The organism is Rhizobium sp. H4 (assembly GCF_003013335.1).
GTDB classification, from domain to species: domain Bacteria; phylum Pseudomonadota; class Alphaproteobacteria; order Rhizobiales; family Rhizobiaceae; genus Rhizobium; species Rhizobium sophoriradicis.
This window is the reverse complement of record NZ_PSOW01000026.1, coordinates 49,974-70,414: the sequence shown is the minus strand read 5'-3', so window position 1 is coordinate 70,414 and position 20,441 is coordinate 49,974. Positions and strand designations below refer to the sequence as shown.

General features: G+C 60.8%; 22 protein-coding genes and 3 pseudogenes. 9 read left to right on the top strand and 16 right to left on the bottom strand.

Annotated elements, in window-relative coordinates; all coding sequences use genetic code 11:
• Positions 1–886: 886 nt before the first annotated feature.
• Positions 887–1,029: pseudogene (locus C4N04_RS31975) on the top strand (IS481 family transposase); the annotation flags it as partial.
• A 1-nt stretch (position 1,030) separates the two neighbouring features.
• Positions 1,031–1,254, top strand: a pseudogene (locus C4N04_RS32360) (IS3 family transposase); the annotation flags it as partial.
• Positions 1,255–1,506: 252 nt separating this feature from the next.
• Here the strand turns inward: C4N04_RS32360 and C4N04_RS29350 are convergent.
• The 3 genes and pseudogenes from C4N04_RS29350 to C4N04_RS29340 all read right to left on the bottom strand — a co-directional run bounded on the left by C4N04_RS29350 (position 1,507) and on the right by C4N04_RS29340 (position 3,855).
• Positions 1,507–2,984 (bottom strand): annotated as a pseudogene (locus C4N04_RS29350) (IS66 family transposase).
• Between the two features lie 71 nt (positions 2,985–3,055).
• Complete coding sequence (gene tnpB / locus C4N04_RS29345) at positions 3,056–3,412, bottom strand: IS66 family insertion sequence element accessory protein TnpB (RefSeq protein ID WP_106797655.1); 357 nt, start codon at positions 3,410–3,412, stop codon at positions 3,056–3,058.
• Positions 3,409–3,855 (bottom strand): transposase, encoded by a 447-nt coding sequence (locus C4N04_RS29340; RefSeq protein ID WP_158775616.1) that lies wholly within the window; start codon positions 3,853–3,855, stop codon positions 3,409–3,411. The genes tnpB and C4N04_RS29340 overlap by 4 nt, the downstream gene beginning before the upstream one ends.
• 514 nt (positions 3,856–4,369) lie before the next feature.
• Here C4N04_RS29340 and C4N04_RS29335 point away from each other — a divergent pair.
• From C4N04_RS29335 to C4N04_RS29325, 3 genes are all read left to right on the top strand, one after another.
• The gene (locus C4N04_RS29335) at positions 4,370–5,689 is read left to right on the top strand and encodes a phosphoribosyltransferase domain-containing protein (protein WP_245425674.1); all 1,320 of its coding nucleotides are present in this window, start codon (positions 4,370–4,372) and stop codon (positions 5,687–5,689) included.
• A 114-nt stretch (positions 5,690–5,803) separates the two neighbouring features.
• Positions 5,804–6,526: a cysteine protease StiP domain-containing protein gene (locus C4N04_RS29330; RefSeq protein ID WP_245425673.1), complete on the top strand. Its 723-nt coding sequence runs from the start codon at positions 5,804–5,806 to the stop codon at positions 6,524–6,526.
• Positions 6,527–6,755: 229 nt separating this feature from the next.
• Positions 6,756–7,253, top strand: a complete 498-nt coding sequence (locus tag C4N04_RS29325; protein ID WP_106797659.1) for a helix-turn-helix transcriptional regulator — start codon at positions 6,756–6,758, stop codon at positions 7,251–7,253.
• 4 nt (positions 7,254–7,257) lie between these two features.
• Here C4N04_RS29325 and C4N04_RS29320 read toward each other — a convergent pair whose 3' ends face one another.
• Complete coding sequence (locus C4N04_RS29320) at positions 7,258–7,671, bottom strand: hypothetical protein (RefSeq protein WP_106797653.1); 414 nt, start codon at positions 7,669–7,671, stop codon at positions 7,258–7,260.
• 9 nt (positions 7,672–7,680) lie between these two features.
• Entirely contained in the window at positions 7,681–8,229 is a 549-nt protein-coding gene (locus C4N04_RS29315; protein WP_106797652.1) for a hypothetical protein, read from the bottom strand.
• A gap of 254 nt (positions 8,230–8,483) precedes the next feature.
• Between C4N04_RS29315 and C4N04_RS31970 the strand changes: the two genes are divergently transcribed.
• The 4 genes from C4N04_RS31970 (at position 8,484) to C4N04_RS29300 (ending at position 12,611) form a co-directional block, all read left to right on the top strand.
• Positions 8,484–8,642: a hypothetical protein gene (locus tag C4N04_RS31970; RefSeq protein ID WP_004672595.1), complete on the top strand. Its 159-nt coding sequence runs from the start codon at positions 8,484–8,486 to the stop codon at positions 8,640–8,642.
• 169 nt (positions 8,643–8,811) lie between these two features.
• Complete coding sequence (locus C4N04_RS29310; RefSeq protein WP_245425672.1) at positions 8,812–9,699, top strand: hypothetical protein; 888 nt, start codon at positions 8,812–8,814, stop codon at positions 9,697–9,699.
• A 23-nt stretch (positions 9,700–9,722) separates the two neighbouring features.
• Positions 9,723–11,657 (top strand): flagellar biosynthesis protein FlhA, encoded by a 1,935-nt coding sequence (locus tag C4N04_RS29305; protein ID WP_106797650.1) that lies wholly within the window; start codon positions 9,723–9,725, stop codon positions 11,655–11,657.
• Positions 11,658–11,696: 39 nt separating this feature from the next.
• Positions 11,697–12,611 (top strand): pectate lyase, encoded by a 915-nt coding sequence (locus C4N04_RS29300; RefSeq protein WP_106797649.1) that lies wholly within the window; start codon positions 11,697–11,699, stop codon positions 12,609–12,611.
• 60 nt (positions 12,612–12,671) lie between these two features.
• On the opposite strand, the gene C4N04_RS29295 is transcribed toward C4N04_RS29300, so the two are convergent.
• The 11 genes from C4N04_RS29295 to C4N04_RS29245 form a co-directional block, all read right to left on the bottom strand.
• Entirely contained in the window at positions 12,672–13,469 is a 798-nt protein-coding gene (locus tag C4N04_RS29295; protein WP_106797648.1) for an EscU/YscU/HrcU family type III secretion system export apparatus switch protein, read from the bottom strand.
• A complete protein-coding gene (locus tag C4N04_RS29290) occupies positions 13,456–14,265 on the bottom strand; it encodes a flagellar biosynthetic protein FliR (RefSeq protein WP_106797647.1) in 810 nt (269 codons plus the stop codon). Before C4N04_RS29290 ends, C4N04_RS29295 begins: the two co-directional genes overlap by 14 nt.
• A 10-nt stretch (positions 14,266–14,275) precedes the next feature.
• On the bottom strand, positions 14,276–14,545 hold the full coding sequence (locus C4N04_RS29285; protein WP_097667881.1) for a flagellar biosynthetic protein FliQ: 270 nt from the start codon (positions 14,543–14,545) through the stop codon (positions 14,276–14,278).
• A 65-nt stretch (positions 14,546–14,610) separates the two neighbouring features.
• The gene (gene sctR, locus C4N04_RS29280) at positions 14,611–15,264 is read right to left on the bottom strand and encodes a type III secretion system export apparatus subunit SctR (protein WP_106797646.1); all 654 of its coding nucleotides are present in this window, start codon (positions 15,262–15,264) and stop codon (positions 14,611–14,613) included.
• On the bottom strand, positions 15,264–16,283 hold the full coding sequence (gene sctQ / locus C4N04_RS29275; protein ID WP_106797645.1) for a type III secretion system cytoplasmic ring protein SctQ: 1,020 nt from the start codon (positions 16,281–16,283) through the stop codon (positions 15,264–15,266). The genes sctR and sctQ overlap by 1 nt, the downstream gene beginning before the upstream one ends.
• A complete protein-coding gene (locus C4N04_RS29270; protein ID WP_106797644.1) occupies positions 16,280–17,599 on the bottom strand; it encodes a FliI/YscN family ATPase in 1,320 nt (439 codons plus the stop codon). The genes sctQ and C4N04_RS29270 overlap by 4 nt, the downstream gene beginning before the upstream one ends.
• Positions 17,592–18,155, bottom strand: coding sequence for a type III secretion system stator protein SctL (gene sctL / locus C4N04_RS29265; RefSeq protein ID WP_106797643.1), 564 nt, complete (start codon positions 18,153–18,155; stop codon positions 17,592–17,594). Before sctL ends, C4N04_RS29270 begins: the two co-directional genes overlap by 8 nt.
• Complete coding sequence (locus tag C4N04_RS29260; protein ID WP_106797642.1) at positions 18,152–18,781, bottom strand: hypothetical protein; 630 nt, start codon at positions 18,779–18,781, stop codon at positions 18,152–18,154. The genes sctL and C4N04_RS29260 overlap by 4 nt, the downstream gene beginning before the upstream one ends.
• 2 nt (positions 18,782–18,783) lie before the next feature.
• A complete protein-coding gene (gene sctJ, locus C4N04_RS29255) occupies positions 18,784–19,614 on the bottom strand; it encodes a type III secretion inner membrane ring lipoprotein SctJ (RefSeq protein ID WP_106797641.1) in 831 nt (276 codons plus the stop codon).
• Positions 19,611–20,087, bottom strand: a complete 477-nt coding sequence (locus C4N04_RS29250; protein ID WP_106797640.1) for a hypothetical protein — start codon at positions 20,085–20,087, stop codon at positions 19,611–19,613. The genes sctJ and C4N04_RS29250 overlap by 4 nt, the downstream gene beginning before the upstream one ends.
• Before the next feature lie 50 nt (positions 20,088–20,137).
• A complete protein-coding gene (locus tag C4N04_RS29245; RefSeq protein ID WP_106797639.1) occupies positions 20,138–20,395 on the bottom strand; it encodes a hypothetical protein in 258 nt (85 codons plus the stop codon).
• Between the last annotated feature and the right edge of the window lie 46 nt (positions 20,396–20,441).

Sequence of the window (20,441 nt, the reverse complement as noted above, 5' to 3'; positions counted from 1 at the left end):
GAGTGGAAAAGGCTGCGCCAGGCCGAAAAAGCCTCTGCTCAGATCACCGCCTGAATCTTATCCGCAGCATACATCAGCAATGACCCGCGCACGCGACCAAGTTCCGCGGTTCCTCGCGTATGGATACCGCGTTCGGCCTAGCCGCAGCAATCGACCGATTTGCATGTGGAACGAGGACAAGATTGACGATGCTGCCTTGGCACTGCTTACGGCTGACGCCACAAGACGGCGCGGGGCATGGAAGAGGTTTTGACTGGGATGCGACAACAAGCCGATCTCGCGAGGCAGGGCCATATGGACGGCGGCCGTCGCGACCAACAAGCCGCACCTGTAGTTTAGGAGCATCTTCATCCATGATTTGATGTCCACCTATTTTGGTGGACACTTCATGCCTCAGAGCACCGCGCTTCAGAAGGTGCGCAGAAATTCGCGCTTACGGCCGATCACTCCATTGGCCTCGATTGAAAGAGACGCAATCACAGTCACAGCTGTTCGCGTGCACGCGCGTTGATAAAACAGACTCCCACTCTGCGATGTTTTCGAGAAGGGTACTTTCCCCCTGCCCTCTTCACTGTTAGCCGCCCTCATTGATTTCAGATGCCCAAGAATGTGGGAATCGGCTCATGACGAACCGGCCGGATGACGGGTATCATTGCCAGCATTATCACGAACAACGGCGGCGGGAACACCGAGCTCCTGGGCGAGCAGAGTGACGTCATCAGGCCGCTGAACGGCCTATTCGGAAAAGGGAGATGGGAAGCTTTCTTAGTTGAGTGCGTCGTACGAATGGCTTCCGTCGGCCGGTTTCCCGGGCTATACTCGGACTGTTAGATGTTGATCCAAGGTTTTGATGGGGCATTCATCCTTCCAAATGAAATAATGCGTTATGGGCCAGGTTCTACACGGGAGCGCCACGACGACAGAGGCAATCCGTTGGGCAATACAAATAGTGAAAAGAACCGGAGAACGCTTTCGAAGCCATACGGGATCGACCAAAGGACCGTAGCGAAATGGAAGAAGCGGACATCGCGTGAGACGCTTCTACTTTGAAAGCCACCATCAACTGCGCCAGCATCTTGCCGACTTTGTCGCCGCTCTACAATTTCGGCCGCAGGCTCAAGACCCTCAAGGGCCTCACACTACGAGTTCGTCTGCAAGACATGGACTTCGCAGTCTGAACGTTTCACCCTCGATCCGCTCCATGAAAATGCCGGGACTGAACAGCGACGGCTGAGTGCAGGCATCAAGACTTAAGTCTGTCGTAAAGCAGACAAAGCGAATACAAACGTGGTGCGAACTGTCGGCTATTGGCTGACACGAAGATGCAGAACCCTCGACGTGCTGGGGGTGCCCCAGGCACCTGCTATCATCGCAGGTTGGGGCCACGGCTGGCCTGCTCTGATCCCGGGTATGGGCGGGGTACATCCTGCCGATTTCAATGAAGCCACGCCTTTTTTCCCGGCTGATCTCATCCCCCGTTCAAAGGCCCAACCGTAAGCGCTGTTTTCAGGCCACGGCTTTGAGTTCGTGCTTTGCAGCGTTGGCCCATGGCAGCAGGTCGTCGATTTGGCTGTTTGGATGCCCGTTGACGATCTTGGTGAGGACGTCTGAGAGATAAGCCAGTGGTTCGACATCGTTGAGCTTGGCAGTCTCGATGAGCGAGGCGATGGTCGCCCAGTGTTCGGCCCCGGCGTCCGACCCTGCGAAGAGTGCATTCTTCCGATTGAGGGCAACTGGCCTGATTGACCGTTCGACGATGTTGGAGTCGATCTCGATCCGGCCGTCGTCGATGAAGCGGGTCAAGCCTTCCCAACGTGACAGGGCATATCGGATTGCTTCGGCGAGCTTTGTCTTCTGGCTGATATAGCCGAGTTGCTCACGCAGCCAGGGAGCTAGGCTGTCGGTGTTCTGGCGGCTCGTCTCTACGCGCTTGGCGCTACGCTCCTCGTGTGTGCGACCACGTATCTCGTCTTCGATCTTGTAAAGCTCGGCGATGCGTCGGAGCGCCTCGCTGGCAATGGGTGCTGGACCGGCGGCGGCGAGTTCATAGAAACGGCGGCGAACGTGGGACCAGCAGAATGCCAGCGACACGGTGTTCTTTGCCGCGAGCGGGCGATATCCACTGTAGCCGTCCACCTGCAGGATGCCGACGAAGCCGTCGAGATGGGCCATCGGTCGTTCACCTTTGCGGTCCGGCGCATAGACATAGGCGACCCCGGGAGGGTCATCGCCCTGCCATGGCCTGTCATCCCGTGCGTAGGCCCAAAGCTGTCCGGTCTTGGTTTTGCCACGTCCTGGGTCGAGCACTGGCGCCGTCGTCTCGTCGGCAAAGAGCTTGGACGACGACTTCAAATGATCGAGCAACCGTTGATGGACAGGACGCAGATGCCAAGCGGCGCGACCTACCCAGTCTGCGAGCGTCGAACGGTCGAGGTCGATGCCTTGACGCCTGTAGATTTGCGCCTGGCGATACAGCGGCAGGTGGTCGGCATATTTGGACACCAGCACTTGGGCCACGGTGGCCTCGGTCGGAATGCCACCTTCGATCAATCTTGCCGGGGCCGGAGCCTGGACAACGACTTCTTCGCAAGCCCGGCAGGCATACTTCGGCCGGCGCACCACCAGAACGCGGAACTGGGCGGGCACAATATCGAGCTTCTCGCTGACATCTTCGCCGATCCGATGCAGGTCGTTGCGGCAGCAGGGGCAGGCATGGTCATCAATATCGACCACGATCTCGACGCGCGGCAGATGCGCTGGCAGCGAACCCCGGTTGGTGCGCCGTTTGGCCACCTGCGCCTGGCGCAGGGCAGTGGTGGCTTGTTCCTTCTCTTCCAGCCCCGCAGCCTCGACTTGCTCGGCCTCTTCAAGCCCAAGCAGAAGCTGGTCCTCGGGAAGCGTCTCTGCCCGTCGACCAAAGCGGTGACGCTGTTTGCTTTCAGCGCGTTCAGGTCATCCGGAAGCTCGTCTGCCGTCATCGTCATGGATCGAGAACAGCATATTTTGCCGCTCGGAACGAGAGGCTGAATGGCTCTGATTCAATTGGTCGCGCCCGTTATCCGGCCTTTATCGGCGTGCGCGTTTCGCTCGGCGCATGCACGCGTTTCCAGTCCAATCCTTCGAACAGAGCCGAGAACTGGGCGGCCGTCAGATGCATCGCACCGTCCTGCATTCGAGGCCAATGGAACTCGCCATCCTCGATCCGCTTGGCGATTAGGCACACGCCGCTGCCGTCCCAGAAGATCAGCTTGATCCGGTCCGTTCGTTTGGCCCGGAACACGTAGATCGTGCCCGAGAACGGGTCGGCACCCATCTGGGCCTTCACCAGTGCCGCCAATCCTTCAGCACCTTTGCGGAAGTCGACAGGCTTGGTGGCGATCATCACTTTTACCGCACCGGACGGCCCGATCACGATTGAGCCTTCAACGCCTGGATGACGGCGGCAATGGTTGCAGCATCGGTGCCAGAGGCAATGCGCAGCATGGCTCCATCAATCTGCAATTCAATAGCCGCCTCCGGAGAAGTTCTTCTTGGCAAACGTTCTTGCCGCGCCTTCTTCGGCTCCGACTTCTCGGGCGACACGACGACTGCTGGTGCAAACATTGGTGCTTCCTCCGGCACCGAAAGAACATCAAGCGGCTTTCGGGCGAGCCGTCGCCATGTGAACAACTGCTGCGGCGTCAACCCATGCCGCCGCGCCACAGAGCACACCGTGACGCCGGGCTCGCAACTCTCCGCAATAATCTGCGCCTTCTGATCGTCGCTCCATTCGCGACGACGGCCATTGCCTGTGAACACCTCAAACCGGCGTATCGGCTCATCCTTGGATTTAAGCGTAAGTTCTGAAATCGACATATGTCCAAGCCCTCTTTCGAGGTTGAACATCAATGATCAAGCGATGATCCGGAAGGTGGGATCAGGACAGCGCTTACGCCCAACCGCCACGTCAGCAGCGTTTAGGCGAATATGCGCTCCAGCATCTCTCTTAACTGCAACGCTTCGCCGCCATCCGAGGTTTCGCGACCGCACGCGCTTGCCATGGCACCCGCAATCCGTCGCCCAAAGCCGTTATGGATGCAATACGAAATTTCCCGGCAATCTGGACATCTGCCGCGTGAGACCTGGAATGCAATATTCGAGTTCTGGTGCCTATTCAGCTCGCATTCGTGCTGCATATTCGAGTGGCACGTCGCTTGCTTCACTTCATGCTAGTGATTCACCGCAGAGAGCGAGGATGAACTGACGTAAGCTCTATTTCTATCGCCCCAGTCGCTTTGTCGGAGATGGGTCACGAGCCGCATCGACGGGGCAGGAAGATCCCAGATCGGGATTTAGTCCCAACGAAGCTGAAAGGGAGGGCGCTCGCGCCGTGCTGGCCTTCGCCGCAAGGGCCGGCGAATTCTCCTGCGATATCGTGGCGCTGATGCACTCTGAGCCTCGAGAGGTAAGTGCTACCCCTGCTCGTCAACGAGACGCCAATGAGCGTGCGGCGTCACGGAAACATATGTCACGGATTTTTTTCCACGGTAAACGTCCGTACTTTCGAAAGCTGGCAATGGTGAATCCTTCAACATACTCTGCGCAACTCGCCGACGGCACTATCTCGGTTCACGTGGATCGAAGCCTTGTATCCCCCATCGAGATGTTCGGCTTCGGGCAGCGAATCAACCCGAAACGCTCGTTTCTGTTTGTTTCCAAGGTTCTTGGTCGATTCCTGCCGATCCGCCCTTCGGTCATGGGAAACGCATTCGACCTCCTTGCAAGTCAAATTCCTGCCGATATTCCTGGTCCTGTTTTGTTCATCGGAATAGCCGAAGCGGGCATTGGCCTTGGTGCGGGTGTCCATCGGCGGTTCCGCGAACTCACTGGTCGCGGCGATGCAATATATATCTGCTCCACTCGCCATGATCTTAAGCTGCCGCTGCTGTGCGAATTTGAGGAAGAGCATAGCCATGCCCCGCGGCACCTCCTGCACGAACCATGCGAGGCAAGGCTCCGCGACTTGGTTCATGGTGCGACCGGCTTGGTACTCGTTGACGATGAGGCTTCGACAGGTAAGACATTCGCCAACATCTTCGCTGCCCTTCCCGCAAAAATTCGTTTGAAGCTGAAGCACACAATCCTACTTACGCTTACCGACTGGTCAGAAGGCGCTGCCCGCGCGGAGATCACGGGAACAGTCAGTGAGGCTACTATCGTTTCTGGACGGTACAGTTGGACTCCGCGTGGGGATTTCACGGCAGCTACTCCGCAGGTCCCTTCCTGTGACCGTCCTAAGCGGCCCGAGGTCTGTCCCGACGTCGCTCGAGACTGGGCGCGTCTCGGCGTCGTCGATCACTTGCAGGGTCTTAATGCAAACGCTGCCGATGACGGGATTACCCTCGTACTCGGAACGGGCGAACACGTGTGGCAGCCCTTCCTGCTTGCGGAGCGCTTGGAAAAGGAGGGCGCTGAGGTTTTCTATTCATCCGTGACGCGTTCTCCCCTGTCGAAAGGCCACGCGATCGGTTCGGTACTTTCGTTCTCCGACAACTACGGCGGAACGGTTCCACATTACCTCTACAACGTCGATCCAGCGCTGTACTCGAAAATTATACTCTGCTCGGAGACAGGCCCGGAAAATGTCTGTGCCAGCCTGATGTCCGCACTGGGCGATCCCATTGTCCTTTCAGACGTAGAAGGTGAATGAAGCCGCCTTAGGCCATGCGGTCTGCCGCTTCGAAATCGGCTCACTCGATCGGACATTTCCGCCAGTCCACAGCGACACAACACTGCTGTCGCGTTATCTAAGGACATCACTCCCATGGGGGATACCTATGACAGCATCGCCTCCCCTGCCACACTAGGCTCCTACGCCGAATACGACGTGACGCTCCTTCTCAAGAGAGTGGATATTCAGCCTACTGACACGGCCACGAGGGAAGAGGCCATCCAATCCGGGCGGCGGCATTACTCGGAAATGATTTCCGCCGAGATGGCCCCGACCCGCGAATACATGGAGCTGTTTGCTAAGGCCATGGCCACTGGTGGCCCGCGCATGGGCGCCGAGACGGCACGCCTCGCCCTCGCGATCGTGCAGTCGGTCGAGGGTCCTATTACCCTTGTCAGTTTGGTCCGCGCCGGCGTGCCCTTCGGCATCCTTCTCAAGAGGGCCATCGCCTTACTCGGCCGGGACGTCGGACACTACGGGTTGTCGATCATTCGCGACAAGGGCGTTGACGACGAGGCTATGCGCCACATTCTTGCCAGGCGTCCTGTCGAGAGCATCGTCTTCGTAGATAGCTGGACGGGCAAAGGAGCAATTGCGAACCAACTCGAAAAGAGCTTCAAGGACTACTCAGACCGGCCTGCGCGGCTAGTTGTATTGGCCGACCCCTGCGGCTGCGCATGGCTCGCCGCATCGGGCGACCGCCCGAAGCGTGACCTCTCGCTTTTGAGGCAAGTGTCGGCGCGTAAAGCGAAGCTATTGAATCTTGTAAAGAATTCGGTTGCGCAGCGGGCGGATTCCCACTATCTTTTTCGATAGGGCAGTACGCGCTGCCCCGGGGCTTCGTAACCCCTACAAGCGGTTGGTGTCGGCCGATTCGGCACCACACTCCTTGACCTTCGGTCGAGGAGCCTGTGGCGTATGTCCAGGTTCCTCGGAACTAAAGGCCACAGGGCCGTCTTGTACGGTTACGAACTCCCCGATCAGTGGGTTGAGCGAGTTTTCAGCGGGGGCGCACCGCGTGAAACTCTCCATCGGGGTGACCACCATGAAGCGCTATGCAGCAGCACAGGTCCGGACTTCGAGGCCTGCGCAAGCCGAACAGTCGAATGTAGCGCGCGAGTTGGTGCATCCAGTTGATCGGCATGTCGGACAGCAAATCCGTATCCGCCGAATGCAGTCGAATGTATCTCTAGGGGATCTCGGCGCCGGCATCGGGGTCAGCTTGCAGCAGGTGCAAAAATATGAAAGCGGTAAGAACCGCGTCAGCGCTTCGATGCTCTACGAGCTTGCCAATTGCCTCAAGATCCCTGTTTCGAGGTTTTTCGAAGGCCTTCCAGATCCCGAAACCACTCATGGCCAGCAAATCATAACAGAGATCGATGAGAAGATTGCCTATATTTCCACGGCGGAGGGACGGCGTCTGATAGACGACGTTTTGCTCCTTTCTCCGCGTGTGCGCAGCCGGGTCGTTGCCCTCGTCAGCTCGATTGTCGATAAAGAGATGGAAGAACAGAAGCCGGTTGGTTCATCTGCTGGTTCTTAGCTCCCTACCGGTCGATTTTCTCCGCTGCTTCAAGCGAAAATTCGACGCGCAATACCGCCTTCTGTGCTCGCGAAAAATCGGCGGCGACGTGTTCTGCCCGCTCTTGCGCGGCGCGCCGGGCGGCTTTGTGTTGCGCAAGCGATAGGCCGGCATCGGCTTCATGGCTGCGCAATACGGATTGTCGCATCAGCGCGTCCTGAAGCTCGGCGGCGGCGATGACACCACTCTTGCGTAATACGTCGACGACAGGATTGCCGGCGGGCCGGCTTGCCGCGATGTCGAGCGCTTCGGAGGCTTTCGTTTCCCGCTCCCGCGCGCTTTCGGCATCCGCCCGCGCCTCGGAGAGGCTGCGGGAAAGATTGTCCGCCCGCAGGCTGCGGATCTCCAGCAACTGCCTGAGAGACTTCAGCGCCTTCATATCAGCCGCTCAGGCACCGTTGTTCGTCGTCAGGATTTCCAGCTGGCCGCCCTTGATGACCTTGATGCTGTCGGCTTGCTGTCGGCTCAGCACGTCTTCGACGGCCTTGGTGAAGACCGCGGGCCCGCGCACCAGCACCAATCCGCTGGCGGGATCTTCACGCAGCGCATCGTCCGGCAGCAGCGGGAACAGCGCGCGAATGGCGTTTTGCTCGGTCTTCCAGCTGCGGCCGCCGCGATCGAGGACGACGGTGGAGACCTCCTGCTTCGGCGCGAGGATGATGCGGCTGCCGTCATAGGCGACGAAGAGATTGCTGGCATCGCCAAGCTTGACGAAGGCCTTGGCTCCGCTTTCCCGGACAGACCAGTGCTCGACCTTGCCGCTCAGTGTCCCGACTGTCGTGACCGGGATGCCGGACATGAAGGACAGCGTCTGGACAACTTCGCCAAGCGGCAGGGAGACGACATCCAGGCGCACCTCCCGCTCGCTGGCGCCGGCCGATGGAGGAAAGGAGGCCAGCAGTCCGATAGCGGCCATGTAAACAAAACGCGCAAACATCTGAGTTTACCTCACGATCCGGATATCGCCCGACAACTAATGAACGAATGAAGGCAGGGGCTGCGAAATCCAATCTATTAATAATTATCCGATCTACTGTTGCAGATCATCGGTCCGCTGGGAACAGGACGGATATCCATTTCGCGCATTTGTTGTACATATCGCGAATTAATAACTTTTTAACATAAGCTATTGAATTCGATCTTGAATTCTGCAAGGCTCTGGCCGCCAAAACCATGCAAGGAGTTCAAGACATGGCTAGTACTTCGACACTTGATGCGGGCATCGGCTCGGCGATTTCCGCCTTCAAGTCGGCCCAGAACGAAGCGACCGAGCAGAGCCTGAAGGTTGCAACCGAAATCACCAAGATCAACGGCGTCGCAAACGCCATCAAGAAGATCGGCCCAGGCTGATTGAAACAATGGCGAGACGGGTTCGCCCGTCTCGCTTCCCCGCTCTCGAAGACAATAAAAGCCGCTCGACGGACGGTTCGGGAACAAGATGGTTATGGATCTAGATTCCTCTTCGCCGACATTCAGAGGTAACGCCGGCAACGCTGCGTCAGGCAGCGGCGGACCGGTCTTGCGCATCACGCGTGCCGGGCGCAGCTCCATTCTGCCGTTGACGGCGGAGCGGCAGGTGGTCGGCGGCAGCGCCGATTGCGACCTGATCATCCTCGGCGCCAAACCAGAACCCGCCTTTGCCATCAGTTTGCAGCGCTCCCGCGGCTCCGACACGGTGTCGTTGACCGCGCTGCGGGATGACGTCGTGATCGACGGTCGTTCCATCCCACGCGATCGGACGATGACCCTTACGAAGAGGCAGACCATCTCCTTCGACGGCACGGCCTGCGAACTCGAAGCTCTCGGCGCCGGGCGCGTGCGGTTCGCGCCACGCCGGATTGCGGCTGCCGGCCTTCTCGGGCTGGCGGCGTTGCTTTTGCTGGCCGGGCTTTACAACAGCGATGCGCCGGCTCACGAAGCCCCGCTCGTCAGGGTTTCCGCCGCGCCGGAACCGGCGCCGTCATCGGCGGCAATTGCTGCCGAAATCCGCCAGGTCATTCGTATGGCTCAGCTTCCCCAAGATCTGAGCATCGTCGCCACCGCCGACGAAATTCGCATCGGCGAAGGATCGCGCCCTCTCGGCCTGCCCGACAAGGCCAAGCTGCGCAGCATCATCGCCTCGATGAGCCGACGCGGTTCCGTTTCCATCGTCGATCTCACCGCCCTCTCTTCCGGTCTCGACGGCTTCGTCGCCGCCGCCGGCTATACGCCCGTCAGATTCATCATTGGCTCCGACGGCCGCCGCTACGAGGAAGGCGATGTCGTTTCGAGCGGCTGGCGGATCAAGGAGATCGGCAAAGACCAGATGATCGTCTCCCGCGACAGTGAGGACGATACGGTCAATTTCGCCTCCGCCGGCAGTGCCGAGCCGAAGCTCGCCGAAATTTCCAGCAGCGAACAAGAATAGGCGATGGCGTCGGAAGCCGGATCATGAAGGTAAGGTCATCCGCCATCGCCATGCTTGCGCAACGCACCGATATGCTGCTTGCGGTGTTTTTCGCCTCCGTCGTGACGATGCTGGTGCTGCCGCTTCCGACAATCGTTCTGGACGTGCTGATCGCTTTCAATCTCTCCTTCGCTTTCGTGGTGCTGATCACCACGACCTATCTGAAGAGCGTCCTCGAAATCTCGACCTTTCCCGCCGTCATTCTGATCGGCACGCTGTTCCGGCTGGCCTTGACGATTTCCTCGACGCGGCTCGTACTGGCGGATGCCGATGCCGGCGAGATCATCATGGCCTTCGGCGACTTCGTCGTTGCGGGAAACGTCGTCGTCGGCCTGATCATTTTCCTGATCGTGGCGCTGGTGCAGTTCATCGTGGTGACGAAGGGCGCCGAGCGCGTTGCCGAGGTCGGCGCGCGTTTCACGCTCGACGCCATGCCCGGCAAGCAGCTCGCCATCGACAGCGATCTGCGCAACGGCCATATCAGCACGGAAGCCGCGCAGAAGCGCCGGTCGCGCCTCGAGCAGGAGAGCCAGTTCTTCGGCGCCATGGACGGCGCCATGCGCTTCGTCAAGGGCGATGCGGTCGCAGGATTAGTGATCGTCGCCGTCAATCTCATCGGCGGCCTGGCGATCGGCATCTTCCAGAAGGGCCTGAGCTTTGCCGAAGCCGCCCATCTCTATACGCTGCTGTCGATCGGCGACGGCCTGGTGTCGCAGATCCCATCGATCCTAATGGCTGTCTCGGCCGGTATCGTCGTGACCCGCGTGTCCGACGACGGCAATGGCAGCCTCGGCAGCGATATCGGCCGCGAACTCTTCCGCGAGCCCCGTGCATTGGCGATTGCGGCGGCGCTGACGATCTGCGCGGGCTTCGTTCCGGGATTTCCGACAAGCGTGCTCGGCGCGATCGGCCTGTGTCTCGCGGGCCTTGCCTTCATGGTTCATCGCCGGCGCGCGGGCCAGCCTACAGCCGGATCGGCGAATGCCGTGGAAGGCGCCAATTCCTATCCGCTCGATAGGACGAAATATGGCGATCCTGTCGTCGCCACAGTCTCGATGGCAACGCTGGCGCGGCTTGAAGCGATGCGGCTCGGCGAAATGCTGGACGGGCGTATCCGCATGGCGGCGCGCGCCGTCGGCGTCTCCGTGACGGTGCCGACGTTCAACGCCGATCCCCGCATGGCCGAGGATCTGATCCATCTCCAGGTCGAAAACGTGCCTGCCGGCCTCATCAGCTGCGGTCCTGAACGAACGGCCGAACAGATTGCCGACGACATCGTGCGCATCGTCCGCCGCCACATCGGCGCGCTGTTCAGCGTCGACGATGCCGCACAGTGGCTCGGCAGCCTCGAACCGCGTTTGGGAAAGCTGGCGATCGATGTCGCCACCCAGGTGCCGCTGATGCTGACGGTCGCGGTCGTCAGGCGCCTGCTGGATTCCGGCGTGACGCTTTCCCAGCCGCGCGGACTTCTGGAAGTGATGCTGCACGCCGGCACCGATCACGCGCCGGATGCCCTGGCCGAAATGGCGCGGGCCTCGCTGGTCAAGCAGATCGCCTTTGGGCTTCTCGACCGGCGCGGATTGCTGCCGGTGCTGGTGCTTCCCGCCGAATGGGACCACTTCATCCGGTCCTATGAGGCGGGCGGCGCGACCGAGAAGATCGAGATCGCCGAAAGACTGCGGCTGCTGGCTGAGAAAACCAGACAGGCTCTCGAGGACGCCAATGAGCAGGGATACGATCCCGTCATCATCGTGCCGGGCGAATGGCGCCTGCTCACCCAGATGCTGATGATCCGCCATAACTGCCGCATTCCGGTGCTGGCGGCGGAGGAGATCGACAGGGATATAACGATCAAAACCGTCGGAGAGATCGGGCAAATCCGGAACGCTGCCGGATCAAAACAAAGGTCAGGCGCATAGACCAGGTGCAGTAGCAGAGACAACAGGGGGATGAATGCAATGCATGGCGTAGATGGACAAAGGCCCATAGACTTCGACAGAACCTCCCATTTCGACCTTGAGTCCGGTTGCCATGGCGGCGGCAATAGGATCGACACGGATTCCACCACCAGCCGAACCCGTAAGGTCTCGCCTTTCGAAGATTTCTCCGGCAACCCGCCGATGCTGACCTCTTATGTGCCGCAGTCGCCGGGAACATCGGAAAGCGGCATGGATTCCGATCCCAAGGATGTGCTGCGCAAGCACATCAACTGGCAGTCCGACTCCAAGAAGGTGGATCCCTCCGACGAGAAGCAGACCACGACTTTGCAGACCACGGCGGAAAAGCCCGACCTCTCGAAAGAAGGCAGCGTCATCACCGTCAACGAGCCGATCATCGTGGATGGCGGCGTGTTCGACGGCAAGGGCGCCACCTATACGGCCTCTTCCAAGCTCGGTGATGGCGGCCAGTCCGAAACCCAATCGCCGCTGTTCATTCTCAAGAATGGCGCGACGCTCAAGAATGTCAATCTCGGCGAGAATGGCGCAGACGGCATTCACGTCTATGGCGGCGCGACGCTCGAAAACGTCAATTGGCAGAATGTCGGCGAGGATGCGCTGACGGTCAAAAGTGCCGGCGACGTCACCATTCTCGGCGGCTCGGCCAAGGGCGCGACCGACAAGATCTTCCAGATCAATGCTGATACGCATTTCTATCTGAAGGATTTCGTCGCTGACGGCTTCACCACGCTCGTGCGCACCAATGGCGGCAAGCAGATCGACGCCGACGTCACCATCGATGGCGGCGCGTTCTCCAACGGCAGCAACGTCTTCCGCACCGACAGCTCGCTTGCCAGCGTGACCTTCCTGTCCGATATCACGCTGGACAAGGTGAAGAACTGGACGCGTGTAGGTGACAACCAATCGGGCGTCTGAGATATCAGACCACCGGGACGACAAAGTGAAGAAAAAGCGGGCGCCTCAAGCTCCCGCTTTTCATTTCTGGTCTGGTCCTTGCCTGCGCGGCGGGCCGTTGCGCATTTCCGCGCCGATCTGCCGGCGCGCCGATTTCAGCTTCGGGTCACCCTGGGTATCCTTGTATTCACGCCGCGCCTCGGTCTTGGTCATGCGGTGTTCGTGCCTGAACAGCGCGCGCGAAATGCGGATATCGAAAAACGCCGCCGCCACCATGATGCCGGCGGCAATGACGAGGATCGAGCCGAGGAGATGGGCTGCCGTGGAGAGCGAGCATGCTTCTCCGCAAAGAGGCGACCAGAAGATGCTGTTGAGGAAATAGAGGATCGCACCGCCGCCGGCGGCCGCGAGCAGGACAAATTTGACCAGCCCCTTGATGAATTCGGCGATGCTCGCGAGCGAAAAAAGCCTCTTGATGCCGTCGAACGGATTGAGCCGGGTAAAATCGAAGCTCATATGTTTGAACGACACGGGAAAACCCTGCGCGTCGAGGATTGAGGCCAGGATGGTGGCGGCGAGACCCATCCCAAGCGGCAGCCAGATGAGATCGAGCAGCGCCACGCCGGTTTCGCTCAAGCCGACAGTCACGGCGTCGGAAAGGTCGGCCCGGCCGGCGGATTGTAGACCGGCATCGAAACCGCGGGTGAAATCCTCGAGGATATCAGGCAAGCCCCAGGTGACATAGATGGCGATGGCGAGGACGGAGATCGCAACCGGGATTTCCTTCGAACGGGGAACCTGGCCCTCGCGCCGAAGCCGATCGAGCTTCACCCGGCTCGGCGGCAGGGTTTTTTCCTCGGTATCGTCATTTTTGGCCATCAGCCACCTCCAGCATGGCTTTCACCTCGTTGAATCCATTGACCCAAAGATCGTGGAAATAGCTGGAGATGAAGGCCGTGTAGACGACGAGAATGACCATGACCGCGAAGTTCTTGATGGCCGGCAGGCTGTCGTTCAGCGGGAATTGTTTGGACGAGCGGCCGACGAAGGCCAGCGATAATTCGAGTGCGCAGGTGATGATCATGAACGGGGCGGCAAGCAATCCGGCCGCCTTGAACAGCCGGCCGAAAACACCTGATATCATGTCGAGCGGATCGTCGGGGATAGTGGGCGCGAGCTTGAAGAGCGGCCAGAGCTCGAAGGATTTGTAGAAGATCGCGACCAGATCGATGATGCCGCCGGCGCTGACGAAAATCACCAGGGCGATCGACATCATCAGCGAGCCCAGCGGCGCGGTTTCCAGCGCGTTGATCTGGTCGAAGAGATTGGCGGCATTGGCGCCGCGATAGACATCGGTCATGTCGCCGGCCGCCTGGGCCGCCCAGAAGGGGACGCCGAGCCCCATGCCGATGAGCGCCCCGAAGCAGAGTTCCTTGATCGAAAGAGCGGCCAGATCGAACCAGGACGTATCTCCCAACGCCAGCACCGAATAGGCGAAGGCGACGGAGGGCGCCGAAAGGCCGATTGCCAGGCCGAAACGCAGAATGCCGACAATGCTGAACAGCGAGAAGATCGGGAAGATCAGCAGGATGCCGAGCGCGCGGGCGGCGCCGAGCATGGCTGCGGCCGGAGCCGCGACCTCGATGCCGACGAGCGGAAGATGATCCGGCCCCATCCGCTTCGCCTCACTGAACCATGGTCGGGAAGTCGTTGAGGATATGAACCGAATGTTCGATCAGCGGCGTTGCCAGCACCCGGCCGAACAGCAGAAGAGCGATGGAGATCACGAAAATCTTGACGATCTGGGCGATGGTCTGTTCCTGGATCTGCGTCGCGGCCTGGAAAATGGCGATGACGAGGCCGAGAAGCGCGGCGAGGCCCAGAATGGGACCGGCAAGGGCGAAGGTCGCCATGACAGACATGCCGATTTCGGCTGCGACCTGATCCTCACCCATGGCGGCAAGCCTTTCCCGTGGGCGCGGCAGACACCCGAAGCAGTGCTTCGGTGAAGGCGAGATGCTCACTGCGCATAGGACAGCACCAGACCTTCCAGCAATCGCCGCCAGCCGTCTATCGAAACGAAGAGCAGCAGCTTCAGCGGTGTCGACACCACGGTCGGGGACATCATCTGCATGCCGAGCGCCACGAGAATGGCGGAGACGGCGAAGTCGATCATCAGAAAGGGCAGATAGATCAGAAATCCGATTTCGAAGGCCCGCGTCAGTTCCGAAACGAGGAAGCTCGGCGTCAACACCGTGATGTCGTCGGAGGCAATAGAGGTAACCGGCGCATTCGCCCAGATCTTCTGCGACGCCTGCACGAAAAAGTCGCGAACCTCGGCATCGGAAAATTTCAGCATGAAATCCTTCAGCGGTGCAGCCACCTTGACCATGCCGTCCGCCATGCCACTGACCGTGCCGAAATCGCCGCTATGGGCGAGCAGCAATTGCCAGCTGTTTTGCAGCACCGGGTTCATGACGAAGGCCGAGAGCACGATGGCGATGGCGAAAACCAGGAGATTCGGCGGCGTCTGCTGGATGCCGATCGCATTGCGCACGATCAGCAGGACGACCGAAATCTTGGTGAAGGATGTCGCGATCACGGCAATGACCGGCAGCATCGAGATCGCCGCCATCGCCACGAGGCTCTGGGCAAGAGGAAAACTCTGTTCCATCAGTCGTGCAGCGCCGTGACGCGAACGGCGCTCAACCCATCCACGGAGATGATTTCACCGCGTCCGATGACACGGCCCTGGGCGATGATCTCGACGGCATCCGACAATGGTCTGTCGAGGTTGAACACGTAGCCTTCGCCGATCGTCTCGAGTGTGCGAAGCGGAAGCTCCAGCCGTCCGGCATCGAAGACCAGCTTGATCGGGATGCTGTCGACAGGCGATGGCCGCGGCTCGCCCTGCAATTCCTGATCGACGGTTTCATTCGTCATGAAATGCCTCATTGGTCCGGTTGGCGTCGACAGCAGCGGCTCGGTGAGAACAGTGCCTTTGTCCGATCGCATGCAGGTTGCAAGGTAACGTTCGCCGGTGATCGCGATGACGGTCTCCGTCGCCGCCCCATCGATGACGATGCCGTCCCCCAATCGCAGGGATTTGATCTCAGCGACCGACAGCACGGCATAACCGCGCCGGATGTTGACGGCCGTCGTCAGGGCATTGAGCGTGCGGCGCGGCAGGCGGCTCGCCCAGCCGACCAGCCCGGCAAGGAAGGTTTCATCGAAGCGGCCGCTCAAGGGCAGGCTCATGCCGTTCCAGCCGATTTCGAAGCCGAAATTGCCGCTGAAATCCAGCTGCGGCTCGGCGCCGATCTGCAGCAGCGACAGGCTGATGCCGATCTTGTTCTCGATTGCCTCGAAGGCCTCGGCGAACTGATGTTCGACCACCGCCGCCTGTTCATGCGGAGACAGTTTTTCCCAGAGGAGCAGCGGTTCCAGCCTTTCGGCCAGCAACCGCAATGCTCCGGCCGACGCAATCAGCATCTGCTCCCGTTCGCCGACGCGGCAGAGAATGCCGACCGGATCGGCGATCCGCCCGGCTGCGATATCGGGGGACAGCGGGCGAACGGAAAGCGTCTGCTCCCGGACCGGAATTTTCCAGGCGGCGCGCATCATCGTGTCGGAATGGGTAAAGAAGCTCTCGGCCATCGATGACCGGGGCCATGCGGGTGCTGCGATATTCATCGGACAAGCTCCTCGAGCGCTTCGACGATCGCGCCGAACGGCTGCGGTTTGCGCTCGCCGTCAAACAGGAACCGCTTGAGGAGGCCGTGTTTGGCGACGGCCTCGTCGACGGCGGCATCACGCCCCTGGCGATATTCGCCGACGCGGATCAGCAACTCCACCTCGTCATAGAGGGCGAGCAGGGCGCGCAGCCTGTCGGCTGCCCGCCGATGGCTTTCGCTGACGACCGCGCTCATCGTCCGGCTTCGGCTGGCCAGCACATCGATCGCCGGAAAATTGCCCGCCCGGGCGATCTTGTCGGAGAGCACGATATGGCCATCCAGCAGCGACCGGGTTTCCTCGGCGATCGGATCGTCCTGCTCTTCGCCTTCGACGAGCACTGTGTAGAAAGCCGTCATCGTGCCGTTTGCGCTGTTTCCGGCGCGCTCGAAGATTTGCGGCAGGACGGCGAATACGGAGGGCGGGAAGCCGCGCCGCACCGGCGGTTCGCCTGCCGCCAGCCCCACTTCGCGTAGGGCGCGGGCCATGCGGGTGACGCTGTCGATGACGAGCAGCACATGTTTTCCCTGCTCGCGAAAATGCTCGGCGATCGCCGTTGCCGTCATCACCGCCTTGAACCGCTCCAGCGCCGGGCGATCGGATGTGGCAACGACCAGCGCCACATTCGAGGGAACGCCTTCCGGCATGTTGCCGGCAACGAATTCGCCGACTTCGCGTCCGCGTTCGCCCACCAGGGCGCAGACGATCACATCGGTCTTGCTGTTGGCGACGATCTGGGACACCAGCGTCGACTTGCCGGCGCCGGGCGCGCCGAAAATACCGATGCGCTGGCCCTGCCCGCAGGTCAGCAATCCGTCCACGGCGGCAATTCCCGAGGTAAACGGCTGCCGGATCGGGCGGCGCGACAGGGGATTGACCGGCTGGCCGTAGAGCGGCTGCAGGAAGCGCGCATCATCGCCGGCAGGATTGGCGGAGGGACGCAGGACATTGCCGTGTGCATCGACGATCGCGCCGAGCAGGAAATTGCCGACAGAGATGGCCGGCTCCCGGCCGGTCGGGACGATTTCCGTGCGCTGGGAGATGCCGCGGGTTTCGCCGTGAAGCGAGAGAAGCGCCGTCTCGCCGTCGATGCCGACGACATCGGCAAGGCCGATGCGGCCCCTGCCCGGCTCATGCAGTTCACAAAGCTCGCCGATCCTGACTGAGGGGATGAGGGCCCGCACCAGCAGGCCCGAAACACTCTTTACGCGGCCGCTCTGCCGCCGCACTTCCGTTTGTTCGAGTGTCCGCTCCATCCGCAGCAACGCGTCAACCATGGAGGAGAGCCTCGATCACGGTGGCAAGCTGATCTTTCAGGCCGATCTGGCTTCGTCCCGCCGATGTCTCCAGCACGATCTCGCCTGGAGACATCAGCGGATCCGTTTCGACAGTGATGCGATGATCGATATCCGCAATTGCCCGGGCGATCATGGCGGCATCCTCGGGGCCGACATGCAGGGCGATCTGCTGGGCCTCGGCGGTCTGGGATATGGCGTGGCGAACCAATCGCCTCGTGCGCTCGTCGGCCTCCATCGATCCGAGGATCAATCCGACCGATTTCAGAACCACCGCCTCGACCCAGCTATCGAGATGGGCAATTTCCTGTTCGGCTTTTCCGAGCGAGGCGGCAAGCCGTGCGGCGGCATCGCGAACGCCCTGTTCGAACCCGTCGCGATAGCCGCTTTGGGCGGCCTGCTCGCTGGCGACGGCAAGTGTCGCCTGCGATTGGGCGGCGTCCTGGCGGGCGGCCTCCAGAATGTGCGCCGCCTCTCTGATCTGGCCGAAACTCTCCGCCGGAATGATGCGGTCGTGGCGTGCAAATCCCGAGCTCATCGTCCGGCGCCTTCCTGTATGGAGGCGACCTCGTCGACGGCGGCCGTCGCCAGAACGAGCGCCGGGCTCTTCAAGAGGGAAACCGAGCCGTTTTCGGCCACGTCGCGCCAGCCCGCCGACCGCCATGCCGCGGAGATCTGGTATTCGTCTGCCAGAAGTGCCAGCATCGACCAGCCATCGGCCTCGACGACATGCCTTGCCCGCTCGCTCAACAGATCGGGCGACGGCGTTGCCGTAGAAAGATTGATGTGGCCGAGGGCGAATGCGACCGCTTCCTCGCCGTAGACGGCCTTAAGCCTCGCAAGGGTCGGGCGATCGACCGTGGGGCAGAAGGCTGCGAGATGATAGGCGAGGCCCGCCCGGAGCGCTGCCTTTGCGCGTCCGTCCGCGGCCATGGAAATCAGGCGGCGGGCGCCGTCGGCAAATGTGGCGGGATCGCCATGGGCTTCCGCGATTTCCGTGAAAAGCCGCCGATGCAGCCGCGGCGACAGGGTAACCCCCTCGGCAAGGAGCGGCGCGGTGCCATCCCATCGGGCGGCCGTCAGCATGTCCGCGGAAAGCAGCGCTGCCTTGCGGACCTTTGCCGCATTCGAGATCACCTCGCCGTCGGAATGCGGCGTGCGCATGCTCAGCGCTCCTTTCGCTGCGGCAATAGCAGCAGCAGGCATGCCCCGATAGCGAGGATGATGGCGCCGATCACGGCCAGATTGGGGCCTTTGAAAGCCGAGAGAGCGCTTTGCACCATCGAGAATGGCGCCGCAGCGGGTGCCGGCGTCACTGGTGCTGCTGGGGCGGGCGCTGCGGCTGTGGCAGGAGCCGCCGGCGCGCCGACCTCCGACCAGGGGCTGACCACCACCGAGACATCTTCGTAAGAGAGATCACGGATGCTGTTGACCAGAACGGATCGGCTTTTCATGTCGATCTCGTTGAGATTGGCGCCGGGGCGATATTGCAGCACGGCCGCCGCCCTCGCCTTCTCCTTGATGAGCCCGCGGCCGTTCTCCTCCGGTAACACTACATGGACGCGCGCCGTCGCCACGCCGTCAAGCCCGGAAAGTGTTTCGGCAAGTTGCTGCTCGATGGCGTAGCTCATCCGGGCTTTCTGTTCGTAAGGCGTCACGAGGAAGCCGTTGCCGGGAAAGAGTTCGGCGACATTTCCGAACGACTGACGCGGCAGACCGGCGCCCGCCAGCAACTCGATCGCCCGGGCATGATCGGCTGCTTCAGCGGCGATCGCATAGGTCCCGCCCTTTTCGCTCTTCATGGTGACGGAAATGCCGGCGCGTTCCAGCAGCACCTGGGCATCCAGCGCATCGCGCTGATCGAGTCCCGTCAGCACGTCCTGGCTGCAGGCGGCGAGGAACAGGCAGAGGGCGAGCATGGCGGTCTTCGGAAGGACTTTGCGCGCGGGCGAAGAGATCGATGATCTCGCAAGGGCCGATGAGATCATGATATTCACTGGCCCTGCGTCAGCCGTTTGGACGACGACATCACCGACTGGGTGAGTGACGACAGCAGCGTCGTGCCGGTCGCGAATTGCTGTGATTTCTCCAGCCGGTCGATCGATGTCGTGATGTCTTCGATCTTCGGGCCGCTGTGATCCTTGTCCGCGGCAAATCGCACCAGCGGCGTCTCCGGCTGGCCGTTCCCGGCCACCGGCATGAAGAATGCCGACAGCCGGTCGAGAATGCTGGAGGGCCTGGTATTGCCTTCAGGTGAATAGGAGGGCGGGACGGCGTCGGACTCAGGCGCGATTTTGCGGCCCTGGGTGTTGGGAATGGAGGTGAGTTCGGTTGGCCGAAGGCCGGCGAAATCCGCCGGCTGCAGCCCGATCCGCTCCGCCACGATCTCCGAGGTCTTCAGCACATTGCCTGTCGATACGCCGTCGACGGGCGGCGTGAAGGCGCGGCCGGTAAGTTCTTCTCCGCTCATTGCAATTCCTCAACTCGGTACACGTCAACTGCAAACGATGAACGGGAACGCTACTCGTCGCTGCCTTCGTCGATCGCCTCCTTGGCGAAATTGAAAAGCGAATTGTTCAGCATCAGGGTGTTGGAAATCATGCCTGGCAGAAACGCGTCCACGGCAGCGGAGAAAATCTCGCTCTCGCTGTTCGGATCGACCTTTTTCGTCGTGCTGCCGGTGGTGTCCTTGGAACCTGTCTTATCAGTCGTCAGCTCCACCGAGACAGGGTTTGCAGGCGCCAGGTTCAGGTCGGAATTCACTGCATCTACGGCCATATGAGCACTTCCATCAAGGAGTTATCAAAATGAATGCATGATTTGA